Origin of the sequence: Rhizobium sp. B230/85 (assembly GCF_019355735.1) — a bacterium.
Lineage (GTDB): Bacteria > Pseudomonadota > Alphaproteobacteria > Rhizobiales > Rhizobiaceae > Rhizobium > Rhizobium rhododendri.
The window spans coordinates 1,524,962-1,542,120 of record NZ_CP072157.1 but is presented as its reverse complement, the minus strand read 5'-3'; the positions used below and the strand labels follow the sequence as shown (position 1 = coordinate 1,542,120).

General features: G+C 59.1%; 11 protein-coding genes and 1 pseudogene. 8 read left to right on the top strand and 4 right to left on the bottom strand.

Going from position 1 to position 17,159, the window contains the following annotated elements; translation table 11 throughout:
- Positions 1-38 precede the first annotated feature (38 nt).
- From J5289_RS25060 to J5289_RS29560, 3 genes and pseudogenes are all read left to right on the top strand, one after another.
- Positions 39-332 (top strand): hypothetical protein, encoded by a 294-nt coding sequence (locus J5289_RS25060; protein ID WP_209206966.1) that lies wholly within the window; start codon positions 39-41, stop codon positions 330-332.
- Between the two features lie 327 nt (positions 333-659).
- On the top strand, positions 660-1,052 hold the full coding sequence (locus tag J5289_RS25055) for a hypothetical protein (RefSeq protein WP_209206968.1): 393 nt from the start codon (positions 660-662) through the stop codon (positions 1,050-1,052).
- Between the two features lie 177 nt (positions 1,053-1,229).
- A pseudogene (locus J5289_RS29560) lies at positions 1,230-1,531 on the top strand (integrase); the annotation flags it as partial.
- 39 nt (positions 1,532-1,570) lie between these two features.
- On the opposite strand, the gene J5289_RS25050 reads toward J5289_RS29560, so the two are convergent.
- From J5289_RS25050 to J5289_RS25035, 4 genes are read right to left on the bottom strand one after another with little or no spacing between them, the layout of a single operon-like run.
- Entirely contained in the window at positions 1,571-1,912 is a 342-nt protein-coding gene (locus J5289_RS25050) for a hypothetical protein (RefSeq protein WP_209206969.1), read from the bottom strand.
- Positions 1,909-11,967 carry a hemagglutinin repeat-containing protein gene (locus tag J5289_RS25045; protein WP_247750692.1) on the bottom strand — a complete coding sequence of 3,353 codons (10,059 nt, stop codon included), beginning with the start codon at positions 11,965-11,967 and terminating at the stop codon, positions 1,909-1,911. Before J5289_RS25045 ends, J5289_RS25050 begins: the two co-directional genes overlap by 4 nt.
- 2 nt (positions 11,968-11,969) lie before the next feature.
- On the bottom strand, positions 11,970-13,724 hold the full coding sequence (locus J5289_RS25040) for a ShlB/FhaC/HecB family hemolysin secretion/activation protein (RefSeq protein ID WP_209206971.1): 1,755 nt from the start codon (positions 13,722-13,724) through the stop codon (positions 11,970-11,972).
- 20 nt (positions 13,725-13,744) lie between these two features.
- A complete protein-coding gene (locus J5289_RS25035) occupies positions 13,745-14,521 on the bottom strand; it encodes an invasion associated locus B family protein (protein WP_224128879.1) in 777 nt (258 codons plus the stop codon).
- A gap of 621 nt (positions 14,522-15,142) precedes the next feature.
- Between J5289_RS25035 and J5289_RS29555 the strand changes: the two genes are divergently transcribed.
- From J5289_RS29555 to J5289_RS29535, 5 genes are read left to right on the top strand one after another with little or no spacing between them, the layout of a single operon-like run.
- On the top strand, positions 15,143-15,316 hold the full coding sequence (locus J5289_RS29555) for a hypothetical protein (protein ID WP_224128877.1): 174 nt from the start codon (positions 15,143-15,145) through the stop codon (positions 15,314-15,316).
- A gap of 18 nt (positions 15,317-15,334) precedes the next feature.
- Complete coding sequence (locus tag J5289_RS29550) at positions 15,335-15,463, top strand: hypothetical protein (RefSeq protein WP_257623461.1); 129 nt, start codon at positions 15,335-15,337, stop codon at positions 15,461-15,463.
- Between the two features lie 20 nt (positions 15,464-15,483).
- A complete protein-coding gene (locus tag J5289_RS29545; protein ID WP_257625481.1) occupies positions 15,484-15,882 on the top strand; it encodes an SNF2-related protein in 399 nt (132 codons plus the stop codon).
- On the top strand, positions 15,767-16,666 hold the full coding sequence (locus J5289_RS29540) for a DEAD/DEAH box helicase (RefSeq protein WP_307877435.1): 900 nt from the start codon (positions 15,767-15,769) through the stop codon (positions 16,664-16,666). The genes J5289_RS29545 and J5289_RS29540 overlap by 116 nt, the downstream gene beginning before the upstream one ends.
- Positions 16,663-16,797: a hypothetical protein gene (locus tag J5289_RS29535; RefSeq protein ID WP_257623463.1), complete on the top strand. Its 135-nt coding sequence runs from the start codon at positions 16,663-16,665 to the stop codon at positions 16,795-16,797. The genes J5289_RS29540 and J5289_RS29535 overlap by 4 nt, the downstream gene beginning before the upstream one ends.
- Positions 16,798-17,159 lie beyond the last annotated feature (362 nt).

Here is a 17,159-nt window from a genome sequence, read left to right as displayed (position 1 = left end):
TCCGCTAACTTTCTTCAACGTCTGAGGGGGCAAGCCGCATGAACACGATCGGTATCGAGCAACTGGAACCCAACCGCTTCTACTGGGCCCGCCGTCTGCCGGCGGAGGGTGCAGCGATCTTTGAGCCCAACGACATCGAGGTCGTCCGGGTGTCGACAGTGTTCGGTGCGACGCCGGAGTTCTGGACGGTTGCCGTTATGGGAAGCGACGAGCATTTCGACCTTGCCGCCTTCGAATTCTTCCACAAGGTCCCCTCCCCACCGATCGCAGACGTTAGCCGCCCGAATTTGTACGCAGTCGCTGGGTCGGGCTCTCGACAGTTAGGGAATTGATTAGCCTGAGTTTCACAGCCGTAGCCGTATCCAATTTGCGCTTTCCTTCCGCAACCAATCATTAACCATAACCGCCGCTCTCACCTCCGATAAGTATCCCTTATCGGAGGTGACGCGTACAGGTTGCTTGTACGCGCATGTCGGTCGCCTTGGATGACCGGAATCGCCTGGTTGGGGTCGGTTCAGGCTGAGGGCGAAATGACACTCTAACGAGCGAAGTCAGCCTTTGGCCCGAAGCGGTCGTTCGCTGTCATAGAACTTTCATGGTGTGCGTCGTATTCCGCATCCGTTGCCACGCCCATTACTTCTCTCATAAGGGAACCATCAATGAAGTGCCTGCGCATCTACGCCTCAACGGATGGTGAGTCTCATTTCGATGAGATCGATTTGCCAACGACCGCACGGCCTGTTCACCCCGACGCTGTACCCTTCGATGTCACAGCCAGTTACCCGGCCTCTCGGGTGCGCATTGCCCATATTCCCGCAGGGATGCGAGAAGTCGCGTGGCATGGAGTACCGGAGCCTGTGTTGACAGTACGGTTTGATGGTTCTGTGGAGTACGAGACCAGCGATGGCGAGGTGCGCCAAGTTTCGGCGGGCAGCTTCGTGCTTGTCGCGGACACCCACGGCAAGGGACACCTCTCGCGTCACTCGCCAGAGGCGCAGACCGTTATTTGGATTTCACTGCCGAACGGCCTTGAACTACCGCCTAAAGAATGACCGCTTGTGGCGCGAAGCGGCCAAATGCGAGCTGTCCCAGATAAACTAAAGTCTGTTCTGGACAAAAATCGACCCCTGCAAATCAAGGGCTTCCGGCACCAAAATACACGAGGGTTCAATTGGGACATCGCAGTTGGCCTTACGGGGTCATCTCGCCCCGTACCGGAACCGACCCCCGTCCTGCCGATGGGGCGACGGGACGAGCTCGCTGAAATCCTCTCGGATGAGGACTTCAATACTCTTCGCCATCTGGTCAATGAAGGGATGGGTGCCAACTCCTTGCGCGCCCTCACCTCGGATCTCGACTATCTGCAGGCTTGGTCCCTTGCTGCGCCGACAAATCCCGCCCTTGGCCAGCCCCAGAGGCATTGCTACTAAAATTCGTCGCCCATCCTCTTTGGGATCCGGAAATTATACTGAGCGATCCACAGCATGGCATGCCGGGTGCGGTTGAGCGGAGCCTTAGGACCAGGGGTTTTTGCGGGTGACTGGGCCGCTCTTGGCATAGTGAATGTATTTCATGGCTTTGGCGCCTTTATCAAAGGTGTGCGCTTGCCAGGATAGACCTCATCCAGGGCTTCATGTTCCCGTTTCACAAGCCAACTGAGAGCTTGTTTTGCAATTTTCTGGGTTTCCGCAAGCTGTTCATCGTCATTTACGGTGAATTTAATTAGTTCTAATCGCCCTTCGAGGTCAGTGAGAAATTCACGGATATCGCTTTCTTCAATGGCAACAACTACCATTTCTCCCTTTTGGATCGCCCGTTGCAGTTCATCAGCGGAGACCTGCCCCTCTAGGTGCTTGGAGCATGCGGTCTTCAACTCACTTATTGTGGCTGGATAAATTAAATTGGAGCTCATCGCGAGCTATTCCTCAAAATAGTAACTATTGTTCTAGAATTATCTTCAGTCACGACCGTAACATTTCCAGATGTGTATGTTGTGCGGAGAACGCCATTTACAGTAGTGCTCAATCTGGAGCCGCCGGCGATAACCTCCTCAACCATGTTAGGGGTAACGTTTCGGCCCGGACCGTCGGAGCCTACAGGTGTACCAAGCCCACTTGGTTGCATTCGATCAACAGCATGACGCGTATAAAGGCGGTCACCAATCTGCGCATATTCTCTCCCCTCTACTGTCACTTTAGGGTAATCTTTCCAGCTTGCCCAGAGGAGCTTCCCACCGTTATTGGATGCAACCGCCGCCCTCTGAGCAGTAGCAACATCAGTATAAATCGCCCCGTTCGGTCCCGCGATGGCGATATTGCCTGCATCATCAACGACCCTGACAAAACCTTCCGGAAGACCCCCCACATCATTGGCGGCTCCAGCAGAGGTCAGCGGCCTATATCCAGCAGGAACGATAACAGTTGCGCCATCAGATGCGACAATCGTACGGGTGCCAGCCGCTTTTGCTGCAGCGGCAGCAGACTGCTCAAGCTCGCCGGCGACTTTTGTCGCCGCTGTAGCCGATAAAACACCCCCGGCGGTGCTCGTGCAGGCGATGGTTGCCGTACAATCCAGAAGCTCCGTGACCGTGTTCGCGCATGCGGCGCTATTCGCTGCGCAGTAGGCATACACCTCCGGACCAACCGTAACGCCCACAGCAACGAGCACGGCCAGAGCAGCCACTCCAGTTGTTATCTGCTGGTGCGTAGTCAGCGCCTGTTGGTATTGAGCGGCAATTTGATCGGATGCAATATGGCCTGCGGCCACATCGCTGAGCACGCCGAGCAGCAAAGCATCCGGCGTATTGACAGAGCTTGTGCCAAGAACGTGTTGCTGGAGCCCTGATTCCTCGTCGACAGCGTTTGCAAGATCGGCTCTGCCAGCTACGCAGGCTGCACTGGAAAAGGATGCCGCGCAGGCCTTTACTAAGGACGCGTTATTGGCGTCAGAGAGCTGCCGGTAGTAGGCTATGCTGAATTGCAGGTTGTCTTCGAGACCAGAAAGCGTTTGAGCCGAGCAGCCGTTGCCCAAGGATGCTTGGCAATCGGCAATCTTCTTTTGAAGGTCAGCACGCTCTTTGTTGGCCTCATCAAGTTCCTTGTGCGTGAGATAATTAAATTGATACTGCGCGCTGCCGTATGATGCTCCTTCTCCGCCGCCGACGGCGCCAGCAACCGCTGAACTGAGGCTTGTTCCGATCAGATTGGCAAGCGTCTGCTTGTCTTGATCCGACAGGGTGCTGTCCTTCAGCATACCCTCGACGAGGGTGGCGATCGCCGGTGTAAGCATTGACGAAGTTCCTGCACCGAGGGCACCCTTGATTGCCCCCTCCCAACCATTCACTCCGCCGAGGATACCGCCGCCGATCGCATGTAGCAGCGCGCGGCCTTCGCCACCTTCCTTCCAAAGATCAGCTGCGGCGTCGTCTCCACGTTGGAGAGCCTGCTTGTACAGCTCGCTGGAAATATCCCCGACTAGCCCAGCCATTGTGGCTTGAGCAGCCTGCAGGTCAGCCTGGGTCTTGTACTGGTCGCGCAGGATATGCTCGAGGTCCGGCAGGCCGGGCAGAGAGGTATTGGTGTTGTCGGTATCGCGACGGATCGTGCCGATATCCTGTGTCTGGCGCGCCGGATCGGTGATGGTGATCGGGATATTGCCACCGATGGCCGAGAGTGCCTGACCAGTCTTATTCTCGCTGGCCTTCACCGGCGGCGCTGGCACTATGCCGCTAGTACCGATCGAGCCGCCGTAGGTGTCGGCTTTCCAGGTTGAATGGGTATCTATATCGGCGACCGTAAGTGTCCCGGTCGAGAAGCTGTTGCGTCCTTCCCCGGCCTCACTGGTGATCAAACCGCCAATGAGCGACGTATGACCGCTGACATCAATATCGAGGCCACCTGCCCCGGCGTGAATGCCGGACTGCTCGGTGACCACAACCGCGTCACCGCTGGCCTTCTGGGTAACGCCGGAGACACTAGTCGAGCCGAAGCCGGTCTGGGCCGATAGACTGAGTTGGTCGGCCTTGGCCTTGGCGGTGTCTACCTGGCTTTCGATCGTGAGGTTCTTGACGTCGGCGGTGACCGAATTACCGGTGATCGTGGCGCCGCGCAGCGTCAGGTCATTGGTGACGATTGTGATGTCGCCAGTGCCATTGACGTGAGTGTTCGTGTGGCTGAGGCCGCTGGTATCGGCGCTGCCCTTACCGTAGCCCGCATTGGCAACCAGACCCAGATCTTTGGTGCCTTTGCCTCCGCCGCCAAAAGTCGCACCGACACCGACCGCAGCACTCCAGGAGGAGTTGCTGCTCGCGCTGTCCGTCGTGCCTGTCGCGGCGTTGAGATTGATGTCGCCGTTGGTCGCCGACAGAAAGATATCGCCAGTGAGAGGGTCTCCGGATATCGTCGGGATGCCGTTCTTGTCGTAGCCGGCCAGGATCTGCGCACCATCGCTTGTGATCGAGCCGTTCTCTGCCTCCATCGAGATCGACCGACCAGCACGAATGTCGGTGATGACGGGTGTCGAGGTGGACGATGAGGACTGGCTTTCCTGATGGTTGGCCCCGACCGTCAGAGTGACGTTAACACCGATGTCGCCGGACTTTTGATATTGGCTGTAGACACCCGTCAGATCCTTGTAGGCTTGGTAAAAGCCAAGGCTGGCGATGGCCGTGTTCGTCACCGCATTGACGCCGCCGCTGTCCGACAAACGTTCGGCCGAGTTCATAATGCTCTGAGCTGCCTGGCCAACCTGGCTCGACACCGTGAGCGTCACACCGGCAAAGGTCTTCTCATGCATCTCCTCATAATTGGTGACATCGTTGGCCGAGAGCAGGTTGATGTCGTTGCCGGCAAAAAGATTGACGTCACGCTCGGCAGACGCGCTGGTCGCCTGCAGGTTGACATTGTTGCCGGCCGAGATGTTGAGGTCGCGACCTGCTGACAGCGCCGACATGGCATTTGTGTCGGATTGCTGGGCCGAACTGTCCTTGGTCGACTGGGCGCCGATGCCGAGCGAGAAGCCGCCATTGCCGGACGAGAAGGCGAGACCAAAGCCGGATTTCTTCTGCTGTTCGGATTGCGCCGCACTTTCTGCCCCTGGCGTGACATTGACGTCACGGGCCGCCGACAGGTTGATGTCACGGTCGGCGGTGACCTGCGAACCCATGATGTTGAGATCGGTGGCGCGCGCCGTCAGGTTGACGTCTTGCCCGGCCGATAGCTTGGAGCCGACATTGTCGGTCGAGGATTGTGCGCCCTGCTTTTCGTTCTTGCCGTAAAGCGAGATGAAGCCGCCACCTGAACCGACGAAGAGGCCGGAGTCCTTGCGCTGGCTGTCGGACTGATGGTTCTCCTGAGCCCCGATGATGCTGACGCTTTCGCCGGAAACATTGAGCGACCCATTGGCATTGACCTTCGAGCCGACGATGACGGCCGCCTTGCCGGCGTCGAGATTGACATCGCCGGAGGCGGAAAGCTCAGAGCCGACCGTCGTCTCGTTATAGGCGTCATAGCTGGAGCTGCCCTTGCGCAAGAAACCCTTGCTCTTCGAACTATCATGCTCGGTCTCGGTATCCTTGGCCGAGGTGACGATCAGGTTGCCACCGGTCTGGATATTAAGATCCGAGGCATGGGTGGCATCACCGGCGGTGACCTTGGATGCCGACACGGTGGTATCGCCGCCGGAGAGGATCGTCACACCATCCTTGCCGGAGAGGGTTGAGCCTGCCGCCGTGGTCGTCTCAAGATGGCCGCTAGCGTCCTTCTTGGTCGATCCGAAGAAGCCGCTCTTCTTGCTGGAGCTCTTGGTGTCGAGCGTATAGCCATCGGTGGCTTCGGCGATGGTGACGTTGTTTTTCGCCTGCAGGCCGAGCATGCCGTCGGCTGCCAGCGTCGAGCCGATGACGTTGATGTCGTTGTTGGATTTTGCGACGAGATCACCACCGGCGGTGATGGTGGAGCCATTGTTCGTGATCGACGATGACGAATTCTTTCCGAAGACAGAGGCACTCTGGCTCTGCGCGGTGGTAACGTTGATGTCGCCGTTAGAGCGCAGACCGACATCACCCTTGGCCGACAGATCCGAGCCTGAAATCAGGACGCCGGTGTTGCCGCTGATCCCGAGATTGCCGCCGGCCGTCAGCTGCGACGCCTGCTGATCGGTCCCGGAGGCCTTGGTGTAGCCATCGTTCGTCTTGCGCGCGACATCGGTCGAGACGACGTTGACGGCGCCGCTCGCGGCCTTGATATTGAGATCGCCGCCGGCCTTGGCAGAGGAGCCGATGACATTGACATCGTTATTAGCGGCAATGGCAAGATTGCTGCCAGCGGTGACCCGTGCACCTGTGGCATTTTGTTGCCCGCCATTATCGACCTTGACCGCAGCGAGGTTGACATTGTTGCCGGAGAGCTGAGCCGATCCGCCAGCTTTGACGCTGGCGCCAGCGACATTGAGATCGCTGTTATTGGCGGCGAGCAAGAGATTACCGCCCGCCGAAACCCCCGCATTCGTGTTGACCACGTTCTGGCCGCCGATGGTCATCGTCTGGGCGGCAAGCGTGATGCCGTTGGAAGCGGTCAGGTTCGCGTTGCCACCGGCATAGAAGGTGCCGGTGGATTTGATCGAGCTGGCAGCGATGCTAAGGCCGCCGGCGGCGGCGACCGCGCCGGAATTGTTGAGGTCGCCGACGTTGAGATTGACGGAGTTGCCAGCGATCATCGCGCCGGCGCCAGACCCTGCCTTGGCCCGGTCGGCAGCCGACAGGTAGACGACGGGAGCCAGCACCTGGGCCCCGTTCACGGTCTGCGTCTGGTAAAGCACGATGGATTGCTGCAGATTGGCCGCCTGCTCGGTCGTCAACCCCTGGCCGAAGGCCAGACCATGGGCCTCGGCGTAGGCAGCCCCATTGTCGAGCAAGGTCTTCATCTGCTCGATGGCACTGTTGCCTGGAATGAAGGAACCGTTTCCGAGCCCGTCGCCGACCAACTGGCGCAATTGCGTGTCTATCAGCTGGTTGTCGAAATAGGCGTCGCCGAGGAACGGAATACTGGTCTCGGGGTCGTAACCGGCCCGACTGATGAAGTAGCTCGATCCGTAGAACTTCGAGACGTCGAGGAAGGCTGCTCGGGTCTCGAAGATGAAGGCCTGGCCGGGTATCGTGCCGCCGACACCACCGGATTGCGGCTTTGCCAGTGCAGCGAGCTGCGCGACATTTGCTGGCGAGATCTGGGTGAGGTTGCCAAGCGCGGCGGTCAGGCCGCCACCGGCGGTCGGCACGCTGTTGCCAGCCACATTGGAGAGCGCGCTATTGACCGTGAACAGCGCGCCGCCTGCAGTCAGGCCGCTCAAGGCAGATAGCGGATCGCTCGATGTCGAAGGCGTACTGACGGCCGCGCTGCCGCTGGTCGAACCAAGGGATGTGTTGTTGACCGTGCCAAAGTTGAGGGTCAGCGCGCCGGCTGCCTTCAGGGTACCAGCCGCACCGCCAATGACCTGCGAACCCGATACGACAGATGATCCGTTGGCGATATCGCGCGATGGATCGGCCGTGCCATCGGCATTGTAAGCTGTACAGGCGCTCTGGGCGTTGCAGGTCGTCATCGTGGTGCGATTGAGGACGACCCCTTCGTTGGTGAGTGTCGACCCTGAGAGCGTCGCGTTGCCACCCGCTTCGATCCTGCTGTAGGAATTGGTGAGATTGGTCGCATCGATGGTCAGATTGCCACCGGATCGGATCACCGCTTCGGGGGTTAGCGTGCTCGTAAACCTGTCTTCGTAAACCGACTGGCTGAGATTGCTGGTCGGATCCCAGGTATAGGTCGTGCTGGTGTCGGCGACCCCGCCACGAATGACCTGGTCGACGATGAAGTACTTGGATGGGTTGGTGGGGTCGAGGACCGGGGTGCCGTTGGCATCGACCGGGACACGGGCCTTGATCCAGTCGTAGATCGGTCCAACTGCGGTCGGCCCGTTGGCGGAGGTCCAGGTCCAGGCATGATAGCTTGTGCCATCCGCAAGCGTCGCCTGAGACCAGAGCAGCGGCTCGTAGTCCTGCCAGGCCGGCGGATCAACACCGGGGTAAAGCTGGTGGATATTCTGGTCGCTGGTTTCGAGATAGGCAAACGGCTTGCCGGCGACATCGGGGTTGAGCACGAAGGTGCCGACGACATTGCCCGATGAGACCAGCTGACCGGTTACCCAGGTTGGTGTCGTCGACCGCTTGTTGACGAGATTGGAGGTCAGGATAGACATGTCACCACCGGCCTGGATGAGGCCGGAGATGTTGGTGGTGGCAGCGTTGCGTTGGCTGAGGTTACTTCCCGCAATCGTCAGGTCATTGCCAGCGAGAATGGCGCCCTGATCGTTGGTCAGCGCCCCCGCGACAAGGAGAGAAGCGTCACGACCGGCACAGAGAAGACCGGTCGATGTATTGGTCAGATCGCCGCTGGTATTGATCGTCAGATTGTTGGCAGCGGCAATTTGTCCGCTGTTGGAGAGGGTGGGAAGGGTGAGCGTCAGGTCATGGGCGGCCAGCAGCGTCGTCGTGTCGCTGATGGCAAGGCTGCCTGCAGTGATGGCAATATCGCCGGAGCCGCCGGCATTCATGGCCGTCTTCACGGCCGCACCGGTCAAATCAGCCTGGCCGCTGAGGTCGAGCGCCAGTCCGCCGAGGACGAGGCTGCTGCCGGTGAGGTTTGCGGATGTGGCCGTGATCGACAGCGTGCCGCCGACAGCCAGCTTGGCGCCGCGTGTTCCCGAGAGATCGATCGTACCGGTATTTATCGTAAGGTTGCCGGTGACGTTGCTGTTGTTCGTGTAGGTGATGGTGCCCGGCGCGCTCAACGAGGCGTTGGCAAGGCTTTGCAGCAGCGCATAGCTGATACCGCCGCTCGTCGTTGCCGAGAGGTTGCCACCGGACAGCAGCGCATTGCTGGCGGTTATGTCGCCATTTGTGGCCGTGAGTGTCATTGTGCCTGATTGGGCATTGCCCTGTTTCAGCATCAGCGCGCCGGTGCTTGAGGCACGCGTCGCAGCGAAATCGACGCCTGACACCAGGCTAGCGACTGAGATCGACTGACCTTGCAGGTTGACACTGTCTGCTGCCATGGATTGGCCGGCCAGAGCGATTGTGCCGCCGGCGGTCATCGTCAGGTTCTGATGGGCAATAACGTTGACGGGCGTTATATTACCGATGTCACCGCTCGCCGTGGCGCCGATCCCGCCGGCCGCCAGCAGATTGGACGCGTTGATATTGCCTGCGGTGGCTTCTAGGGTGAGTGTGCCAGTTGAGCCGAGCACAACGCTACCGTCCGTAGATTGGTTTGTAGCGACAAAGTCGACGCCAGAGACAAGGCTGCCCGCCGTGATGGACGAGCCGGTGATTGCGACATTGCCTGCTGCCAGAAGCGTTCCAGAAACATTGGCGGCGGCATCGACGGTGACGGCACCATGACCGGTGACGTTGGACGCTGCGAATGACCCGGCCGTGATATTGAGATCGCCGGCGACCAGCAGCGCCCCGGTCGTGGCGCTGCCGAGACTGCCATTGGTGGCGCTGACGGCATTGATCGTCAGGTCACCATCTGAGCCGATGACGATAGCGCCGGTCGAGGATTGCGCCATCGCAGCAAAATCAACACCCGTCACGACTTGGCCGGTCGAGATCGTGCCACCCGACAACGAAACATCGTTGGCCCCGAGGGTTTGGCCAGTGACGGTCAGGTTGTTACCGCCCGAAAGCGAGACGTCGTTATGCCCTGTTACAGTGCCGAGGCTGAGATCCGCGGCTGTCGCCGTGATGGTTCCGGCCGCAAGCAAAGCATTTGCCGAGAGCTGACCGGCGGCCTGTAGAGACAGGTTACCGGTCGTGCCCAAGGTGACATTGCCGCCATTGGCTTGTGTTGCGGCAAAGTCCAGACCGCTGATGACTTGATTGAGGGAGACCGAGCCGCCAGAGATCGAGACCTCCTTTGCTCCGAGAAGCTGGCCGGTGGCCGTGAGGCTGGAGCTGCCGGACAGGGTGACGACTTGGTGGCCGGTCACATTCCCGACGTTGAGATCTGCGGCCGTGGCAAACATCGTTCCTGCCGCAAGCAGCGTATCTGCTGACAGACTGCCAGAGGCCTGCAACGTCATATCGCCGGCATTGCCAACCACAAGATTGCCATTGGCCGCAGCGGTTGCCGCAAAATCCACGCCGGATACGATGGCGCCGGCTTGAATGGTGGCGCCCGAGATCAGGACATTGCTGCTCCCAAAGATCTGGCCGGAAACGTTGGTCGATGCATCGACAGTGAGCGTTCCGTGGGAAATCACCGTGCTTGATGTCAGCGACGTCGCAGCCACCGTCAGATCGGTGGTCGACTGAAGGCTGCCGGCCGTCATGGTGCCGGCCGCCGTTGAAGTGAGCGCTCCGGCAGACAGAAGGTTGCCCGTCGCGATATTGCCGCCTGTGGCCGTCAGGCTGAGATTGCCAGCGGAGCCGAGAACCACGTTGCCGTTCGAATCGGCACTGGTAGCATCGATATCGATGCCCGAGACGACCATGCCCGTCGAGACTGACCGACCGGCGGCAGTGAGATTGCGCTCAGCCAGCACGTTACCGGCGACAGCAATATCCAGCCCGGCATTCAGCGCGATGTTGCCGTTGCTTAACAGGGAAGCGGCCGACAGCGAGCCAGCCGTCGCGGTCAGAGTGAGATCACCGACGCTGTTGGCAGCACCTGCGATCACGATATCGCCGGAGGTGGCGACAAGCGTTGCCGCACCATTGCCAGCGGTGACGCTGCCGGCAGCAATGCCGCCGCCGGAACTCATCTGCACGGCCGTGCCGCTGGTGACGTCTTCCACCACGCTTATGAGGCCGGCTCCGCTCACCAGGGCAATATCGCTGTCAGCCGCAACCGACTGCAAGGTGATGCCCTCGTCGGCCTGGACATTGACCTTTTGCTTCGATGCAACCTTTGCAGCGGTGACCCGGTGTTTCGAGGTGATGGTCACGCCATCGCGTGCCGACGCATTGCCGATCGAGATCTTGCCGTCAGCCGAGAGGGACAGTTCACCGGCATTGGCGGCCATGTCGCCGCTCATCTTGACGCCGGCACCCTTCTCGGTGACGACGATCTTGATGCGGTCGGCCTGCATGGCGCCGAGCGCCGAGCCATCGATCGCATATTCCGGTGTGCCGGAGGTCGCCGTCAGCGCGGTTGCCTCGCCTGTGGCGTAGTCGTATTTGCTGGCGCCGCCCGTCAGTCGGATTGTCTTGCCATAAAGCGGCGCGTTGACGTGGATCTGGCGCGAGACGACGTCGAACAGGTCGACGGCACCGGGGGCAGCCGCAAGATTTGCCCCTGCCCCTTCGAAGGTGACATCGCCGCCATTGACGGTGAACCCTGTCAGACGACCGTCAGCCCCGATATCTGGAACCCCGGTGGTGAGCGTCGCGCGCGGGGTGTTGATGAAACCGCAGCCCGAGCACGTGATCCCGTTCGGATTGGCGATGATCACATCCGCCCTGCCGCCGAAGACTTCGGTCGGACCGTTGAGCGCCGAGCGATTGCCGCTCGTCACCTCGTTGAGGATGACGGAGGCCGGACCGGAAGTCTTCAGGTTCGGATTGCCCGGCGTGACCCCCCCGAGGTTCGATGTGCCGACCTCGCCATTGAAGTTGTTGAGGATGAGGCCAGGCGTGCCGACATTGTAGTTGTCGTATTTGTTATGGGAGAGACCGGTCCCGTTCGGCGTGACGATATCGACGAGCGGGACACCGTTCGGCGCTGTCCCGACGCCGGGCTGATTGGCTGCGGGGGCTGATCCTGCAGCGGAGACAGACTGGGCATTGGCCAGCATCGGCTGGAAAACCAGCAGGCCGCTCAAGAGCATCGCAAGCGATCGTCCGGCGATCACACGAAAACCTTGCCTGGTGCACTTTGAAAAGCCAGCGCTTCCCAAAATCTTGATGCGATCAGTCATGGTCACCACCTCACGGATGTGCTGGCGAACAGAAGCCCGGCGTTGTGCCGGTCAACCGTTCCGCCGAATATGTCCGAATAGCCGATATCGAAATTGACATGGCCGCCAGCGAGCTTGGCGCCCACCGTCCAGCCAAACATGTCGCCACCCTCGATGCGGTAGCGTGATTGCGAAGGGATGCGCCCATAATCAAGACCGACATAGGGACGAAACTCGCCAAATAATTTTACAAGCTCCGCATGACTGGCGAAGGGCTGTGTGCGCCAGGCCAGATCGTTGCGGACGAAGAAGCCGTTATTGCCGTAAAGCATGGTCTCGCGCGTGCCACGCACGTTGGAATATCCGCCAATCGAGAATTGTTCGGCGCCGAACAGATTGTCCGGGGAATACTGTCCAGTGATGATCGAGTTGACCTCAAAATGCTGTTCGGCGAGCTCAAACGGCTTGGTCATCGTGATGGTGCCGGTAAATTTGGAAAACCGGGGATCTGCGTCCCCTGCCCCGACGTCGCCCGGCCCTACGGCGTCAAAGAGATTGAGCCCCTGGCTGTAGGACAGGTCGAAGACCCAGAGCCCTCCCAACATTCGGCGCGAATGCGAAATACCGAGATCGCCGACCGTATATCTGCGGCTGCCGACCTCGATCTTGTTTCCGAGCAGGAAATTATTGGTTTCCTTATAGGTCAGGCCGCTATTGAACGTCGTGATCGAATCCTTGTCGCGGAAAATCACCCGGTCTGCGCCGATGCCGGCCTGTTTGCTGGTACCAGACGTTTCCAGCGGACCGAAATTGCCGGGGACGGAGCTGTCGTAACCATACCAGGAACCGTTCAGCGACAATGTCCAATAGCCGTAGGGGACGCTGACATTACCGGAATAGCTGTTGCTCCGGCCCTGACCGTCATCAGGCCATGGATAGTCCGGGCCACTATGCTCGTAGGAAAAGTTCCATTGATCGTTGATGCCAAAAAGGCTGTCATAGCCGACCGTGGCCGATGACTTGGAATATCCCGTCTGCTCCTGGCCGAGATTGTTATTGCCGAAGGACAGGTGCCAGGGATGGTCCGGCTTGTTCTCGATATTGAGGATCGTGGTTCCATCCGTCTTGCCCGGCAGCATGGCTGTCTTGGCGTTGTTGGACGGGAGACGGTTGATCTGGTCGAGACCCTGCTCGATATCACGCAGGTTGGTGATCTTGTCCTTCATGCCGGGAAAGGCAGTCGCCAATACGCCGGAGCCGGGGGCTGGTTTGCCGTTGATGTAAATATCCGACAGCGTACCTTCGACGGCGACCAGACGCAGCATCTTGGTCCCGGCGATATCCTGTGCGGGCACGTAGACGCGCGAGGCTACGAAGCCCTTGTCGAGGTAGAGATGCGTCAGGTCGCGCAGCAGTCCGTTGATCTCGCCCATGCCGACACAGCGGTTCGCATAAGATGCCGTGACCTTGGCAATGGCAGCAGCAGAAAATTGCTTCACTCCATCCACCTCGACATGGGTGATCGCAAAGCACGGTCCAGGCTTCTGACTGCTGGATGGTGTTGGTTGCTGAGGCCCTGCCGGCGCGGGCTTCGGCGTCATCTGTCCCAAGGTCTCCAGGCGCTTCTGTTCAGCCTCTTGCGCTTGCCGGCGCGCAAAGTCGTCATTGGGCGTCTGGGCGGCGACCGGCGATACGGCAAGAGCTGCCGTCAGCAGGGCGCTGGCGGTCAAAACGAGATTGCGGCGGTGAGCAGCTGGTGGGGGCCGGGCCGACTTCATAACTCTGTCTGCCTCTTGCCTTAGGGAGTATCAGTCTTCTGCAAAGCATCCAAAGCCGCCGACAATCCTTTCAGCGAGAATTTGATGTTGACCTTCTGCCCATTCATCATCTGCACGTGCCCGGTTCCATCGGCTGCCTTGGAAAACGCCGCGATCATGCGGGCGTCCAATTTCTGCTGAGACCAGCAGCCGGCCTGAGTGCAATTGCGGTAGGCGAGTTGCACCACAGGCTTGTCGGCCGCGTCGATGCTTAGCCCAGAGGGCAGATACATGTTGAGCGGCACAAGGGCGGTGAGAACGAGATCACTTGCCGGCGGCTTTGCACCCTTTTTGCCTGATGTGGCCGGTACATCTGCCTTGGCGATGGCAAGCGTCAGTACGTTAACATCCTGGTCGCCCTGCTTTACCGTCGCAATCTGCGCGACCTCACAGTTCGTTGTCGCAGCGCCATCGGCAGCCTTGCCGTCGATGCAGCGGTAATACCAGTCGTCGAATTTCTGGACGCGGGCCTGGGGCGCGGGTGCCGGCTGTGCAGGTGGGGCCGCAGTGGTCGTCTGCTGGCCATTTGTGTTTGCCGGAGCGGCCTGCTGCTCCTGCGCGAGGCTGGAATACCCGTATAAGGTTGATGAAAACAGCAGCGTGGATGCCAACGCCCGCACTGAAAATGCTCTATTTAAAGCCGTTAAAGTCATGCAATCCCCATCAGCAATGCATTTGAATGTGCAAGTCGACCCGATCAATCGACTGTCCATCAAAGTTTTAAAAATACAGGTTTTTAGAAATACGAGGCCACTCATTGGCTGCGTCCGAGATATCAGACTAAAAGCACTATGGGCACACTGAGTCTTTCGCGCGCCGTTGTATTTGCAACGTTTCTGACGAGACGTGCTAATTCTACATCACCGACCCCTGCAGATTGATGGTAAATCCCGCTGCCGTTCTCGCTGAGTGCACCCTGCGATGTTTAAAGCATAGGGCCGGACAATCCGGTTCGTTTCATCGAAGCTTTTGTTGACGACATTGATCTTACGACACCAGCTTCGTTCAGGCGGCAGCCAAGGACACGGGTCGGCCAAGCTTTGATCCGCCCAATTGGACACCTCTATTTTCCGGGTGCGGTGGGCCAAATGGCCCCGTGGATGCATCATCCGCGATGAACTCGCGCGGATGACCACTCATCTTTTGTGATGATTGCCGCATCTGCCGCATACATTTCGGCCTTCCGGCCAGCTGCGCGTTATGCGGTCCGTGGTTTTCCAGTCAGCGTTGGATCTCCTGGGAGAGCATGAGCCGCTGTTCCTGCCGCTACAAGGCGGCAAGGTGCTGGCTGCTCCTGTCGGCAGCATACTGCCACTCATCAGGACGTTGTTCGATCTGTTCAATCTGGTTGGAGGTGTGGTGCGGACGGGCGACTGCGGTTGTCGTCGCTTGATGCTGCAAGCCTTGCCGATCTGGAGGGAGCCGCCGGCGCCGGCGCCGTCTGGCAGGGCGGTCAAAGAGTGCTTGCGCTGGAGAAAAAGCTACGCGGCCACGACGGCATTCCTGATGTCGACCTGCCGCCGTGGCTTAATGCGACATTGCGGCCCTATTAGGCGCACGGGCTGGCATCGTTGGCGTTTCTCAAGGGTGTTGGGCTTGGCGGCATGCTTTCGGGCGATATGGGTTTCGGAAAAACGGTCCAGGCGCTGGGCCTGATCGCCATCGAGAAGCCACTGGGCGACTATCGACCCGCGTTCTAGTCGTCGCTCCCACCAGCCTCATGGTCAATTGGGCGACGGAACCCGAAAAATTTGCGCCGGGATTATCCATACTCGTTCTGCAAGGTGCCGACCGCAAGGAGCATTTCCAAAGCCTTGAGGCTGTTGATCTTATGCTAACCACCTATCCGCTGCTGGCACACGACCAAGCCATCCTTGCCGAGCGCGGTTGGCACATGATCTTCCTTGATGAGGCGCAGGTCATCAAGAACGCAAATGCCGCGACGACGAAGCTGGTACATGGGCTAAAATCGCCGCATCGCTTTTGCCTAAACCGGGACGCCGCTGGAAAATCACCGCGGCGAAGTATGGTCGCTGTTTCACTTCATTGCTCCGGGGTTTCTCGGCGATTTGAAGAGTTTTACCCGTCAGTGGCGGACGCCGATCGAAAAGAAGGGTGACACGGCCAGCTCGCGGCTGTTAGCAACCCGTATCAAGCCCTTTCTGCTGCGGCGAACGAAGGAAGAGGTGGCGGCCGAATTGCCGCCAAAAACCGTTATAACCGAAAAAGTAGAGCTTTCTGCAGGTCAGCGGACGTTTTACGAATCCATCCGGCTAGCGATGCATGTAAAAGTTCAGGCGGCAATCGCCGAGAAAGGGCTCGCCCCCAGCCATATCGTCATTCTGGATGCCCTGCTGAAATTGCGTCAGGCCTGCTGCGATCCGCGCCTCTTGAAACTGACGCAACCGAAAAAGCTATCGGCAAGTGCCTTTGAGTCGGCCAAGCTCGAACAGCTGATCGAGTTGGTCGCCAATCTGATCGATGAAGGCCGCAAGTCATCGTATTCTCCCAGTTCACTTCATGTTGGAGTTGATCGGGAAGCGACTAGACGACGCGGGCATCGCCTATGCCTTGCTCACCGGCGATACCATCGATCGTGCAGCGCAGGTAATGTCGTTCCAAATGAAAAAATGCCTGTCTTCTTCATAAGCTTTAAGGCCGGCGGTGTCGGACTGAACCTGACGGCCGCTGATACAGTGATCCTCTACGATCCCTGGTGGAACCCGGCGGTCGAGGAACAAGCTCTCGACTGGGCCCACAGGATCGGCCAGGCTAAGCCGATCTTCGTCTACCGGCTGGTTGCCGCCGACCCGATTGAAGAAAAAATGGACGTGCTCAAAGACAAAAGCGTGCGCTGGCCGCCAGCCTCTTCGACCATGACTGCCGCCCGACACTCGCGATGACCGAGCCGGATCTCGACTTGTTGCTCGGGGTAGCTGATCGGGGGGGTGAGTGGATTATGGTCGCAACGCTTAATCTCACCCTGGATGCGGACCTCACCGCCGGCGTTTTCCGTCCCGCCGAGTTTAAATGACGTCTTCCCAGAAATCGCTCGTCAATCCTCAGCTGTAAATCTGGACACCAATGTTTCGTTGTCGAAGCTGTATCATAAACTCCATTGCGGGAGACGGCGAAATTCTTCGCGCTTGAGCCGCAAGTCGCAACTATGGCCGAGACCGCCTCTTTGCCTGCACAGAAGTTGCTCCGAGCGCAGCAGCGGGCCCGCCAACAGCGCCCGACCCAAAGCCTTTGTCATCTGAAACTATTAAGGCTGCTTATTTCAGACTTAAGTCGCTGTTTCTCGGCTGCCGAACAAGCGGTGGGGTATACGTCGCAAACAGCCAGGGTTTCTTCAGCATCGGTACGCCTTTGGGCTTGCTCGTGGTTGAGGTCATT

Excerpts from the sequence above, each read along its gene's own strand:
- J5289_RS25060 (WP_209206966.1), top strand. The coding sequence starts at position 39 with ATGAACACGATCGGTATCGAGCAACTGGAACCCAACCGCTTCTACTGG.
- J5289_RS25055 (WP_209206968.1), top strand. The coding sequence starts at position 660 with ATGAAGTGCCTGCGCATCTACGCCTCAACGGATGGTGAGTCTCATTTC.
- J5289_RS25050 (WP_209206969.1), bottom strand. The coding sequence starts at position 1,912 with ATGAGCTCCAATTTAATTTATCCAGCCACAATAAGTGAGTTGAAGACC.
- J5289_RS25045 (WP_247750692.1), bottom strand. The coding sequence starts at position 11,967 with ATGACTGATCGCATCAAGATTTTGGGAAGCGCTGGCTTTTCAAAGTGC.
- J5289_RS25040 (WP_209206971.1), bottom strand. The coding sequence starts at position 13,724 with ATGAAGTCGGCCCGGCCCCCACCAGCTGCTCACCGCCGCAATCTCGTT.
- J5289_RS25035 (WP_224128879.1), bottom strand. The coding sequence starts at position 14,521 with ATGAGTGGCCTCGTATTTCTAAAAACCTGTATTTTTAAAACTTTGATG.
- J5289_RS29545 (WP_257625481.1), top strand. The coding sequence starts at position 15,484 with ATGGTCAATTGGGCGACGGAACCCGAAAAATTTGCGCCGGGATTATCC.
- J5289_RS29535 (WP_257623463.1), top strand. The coding sequence starts at position 16,663 with ATGACCGAGCCGGATCTCGACTTGTTGCTCGGGGTAGCTGATCGGGGG.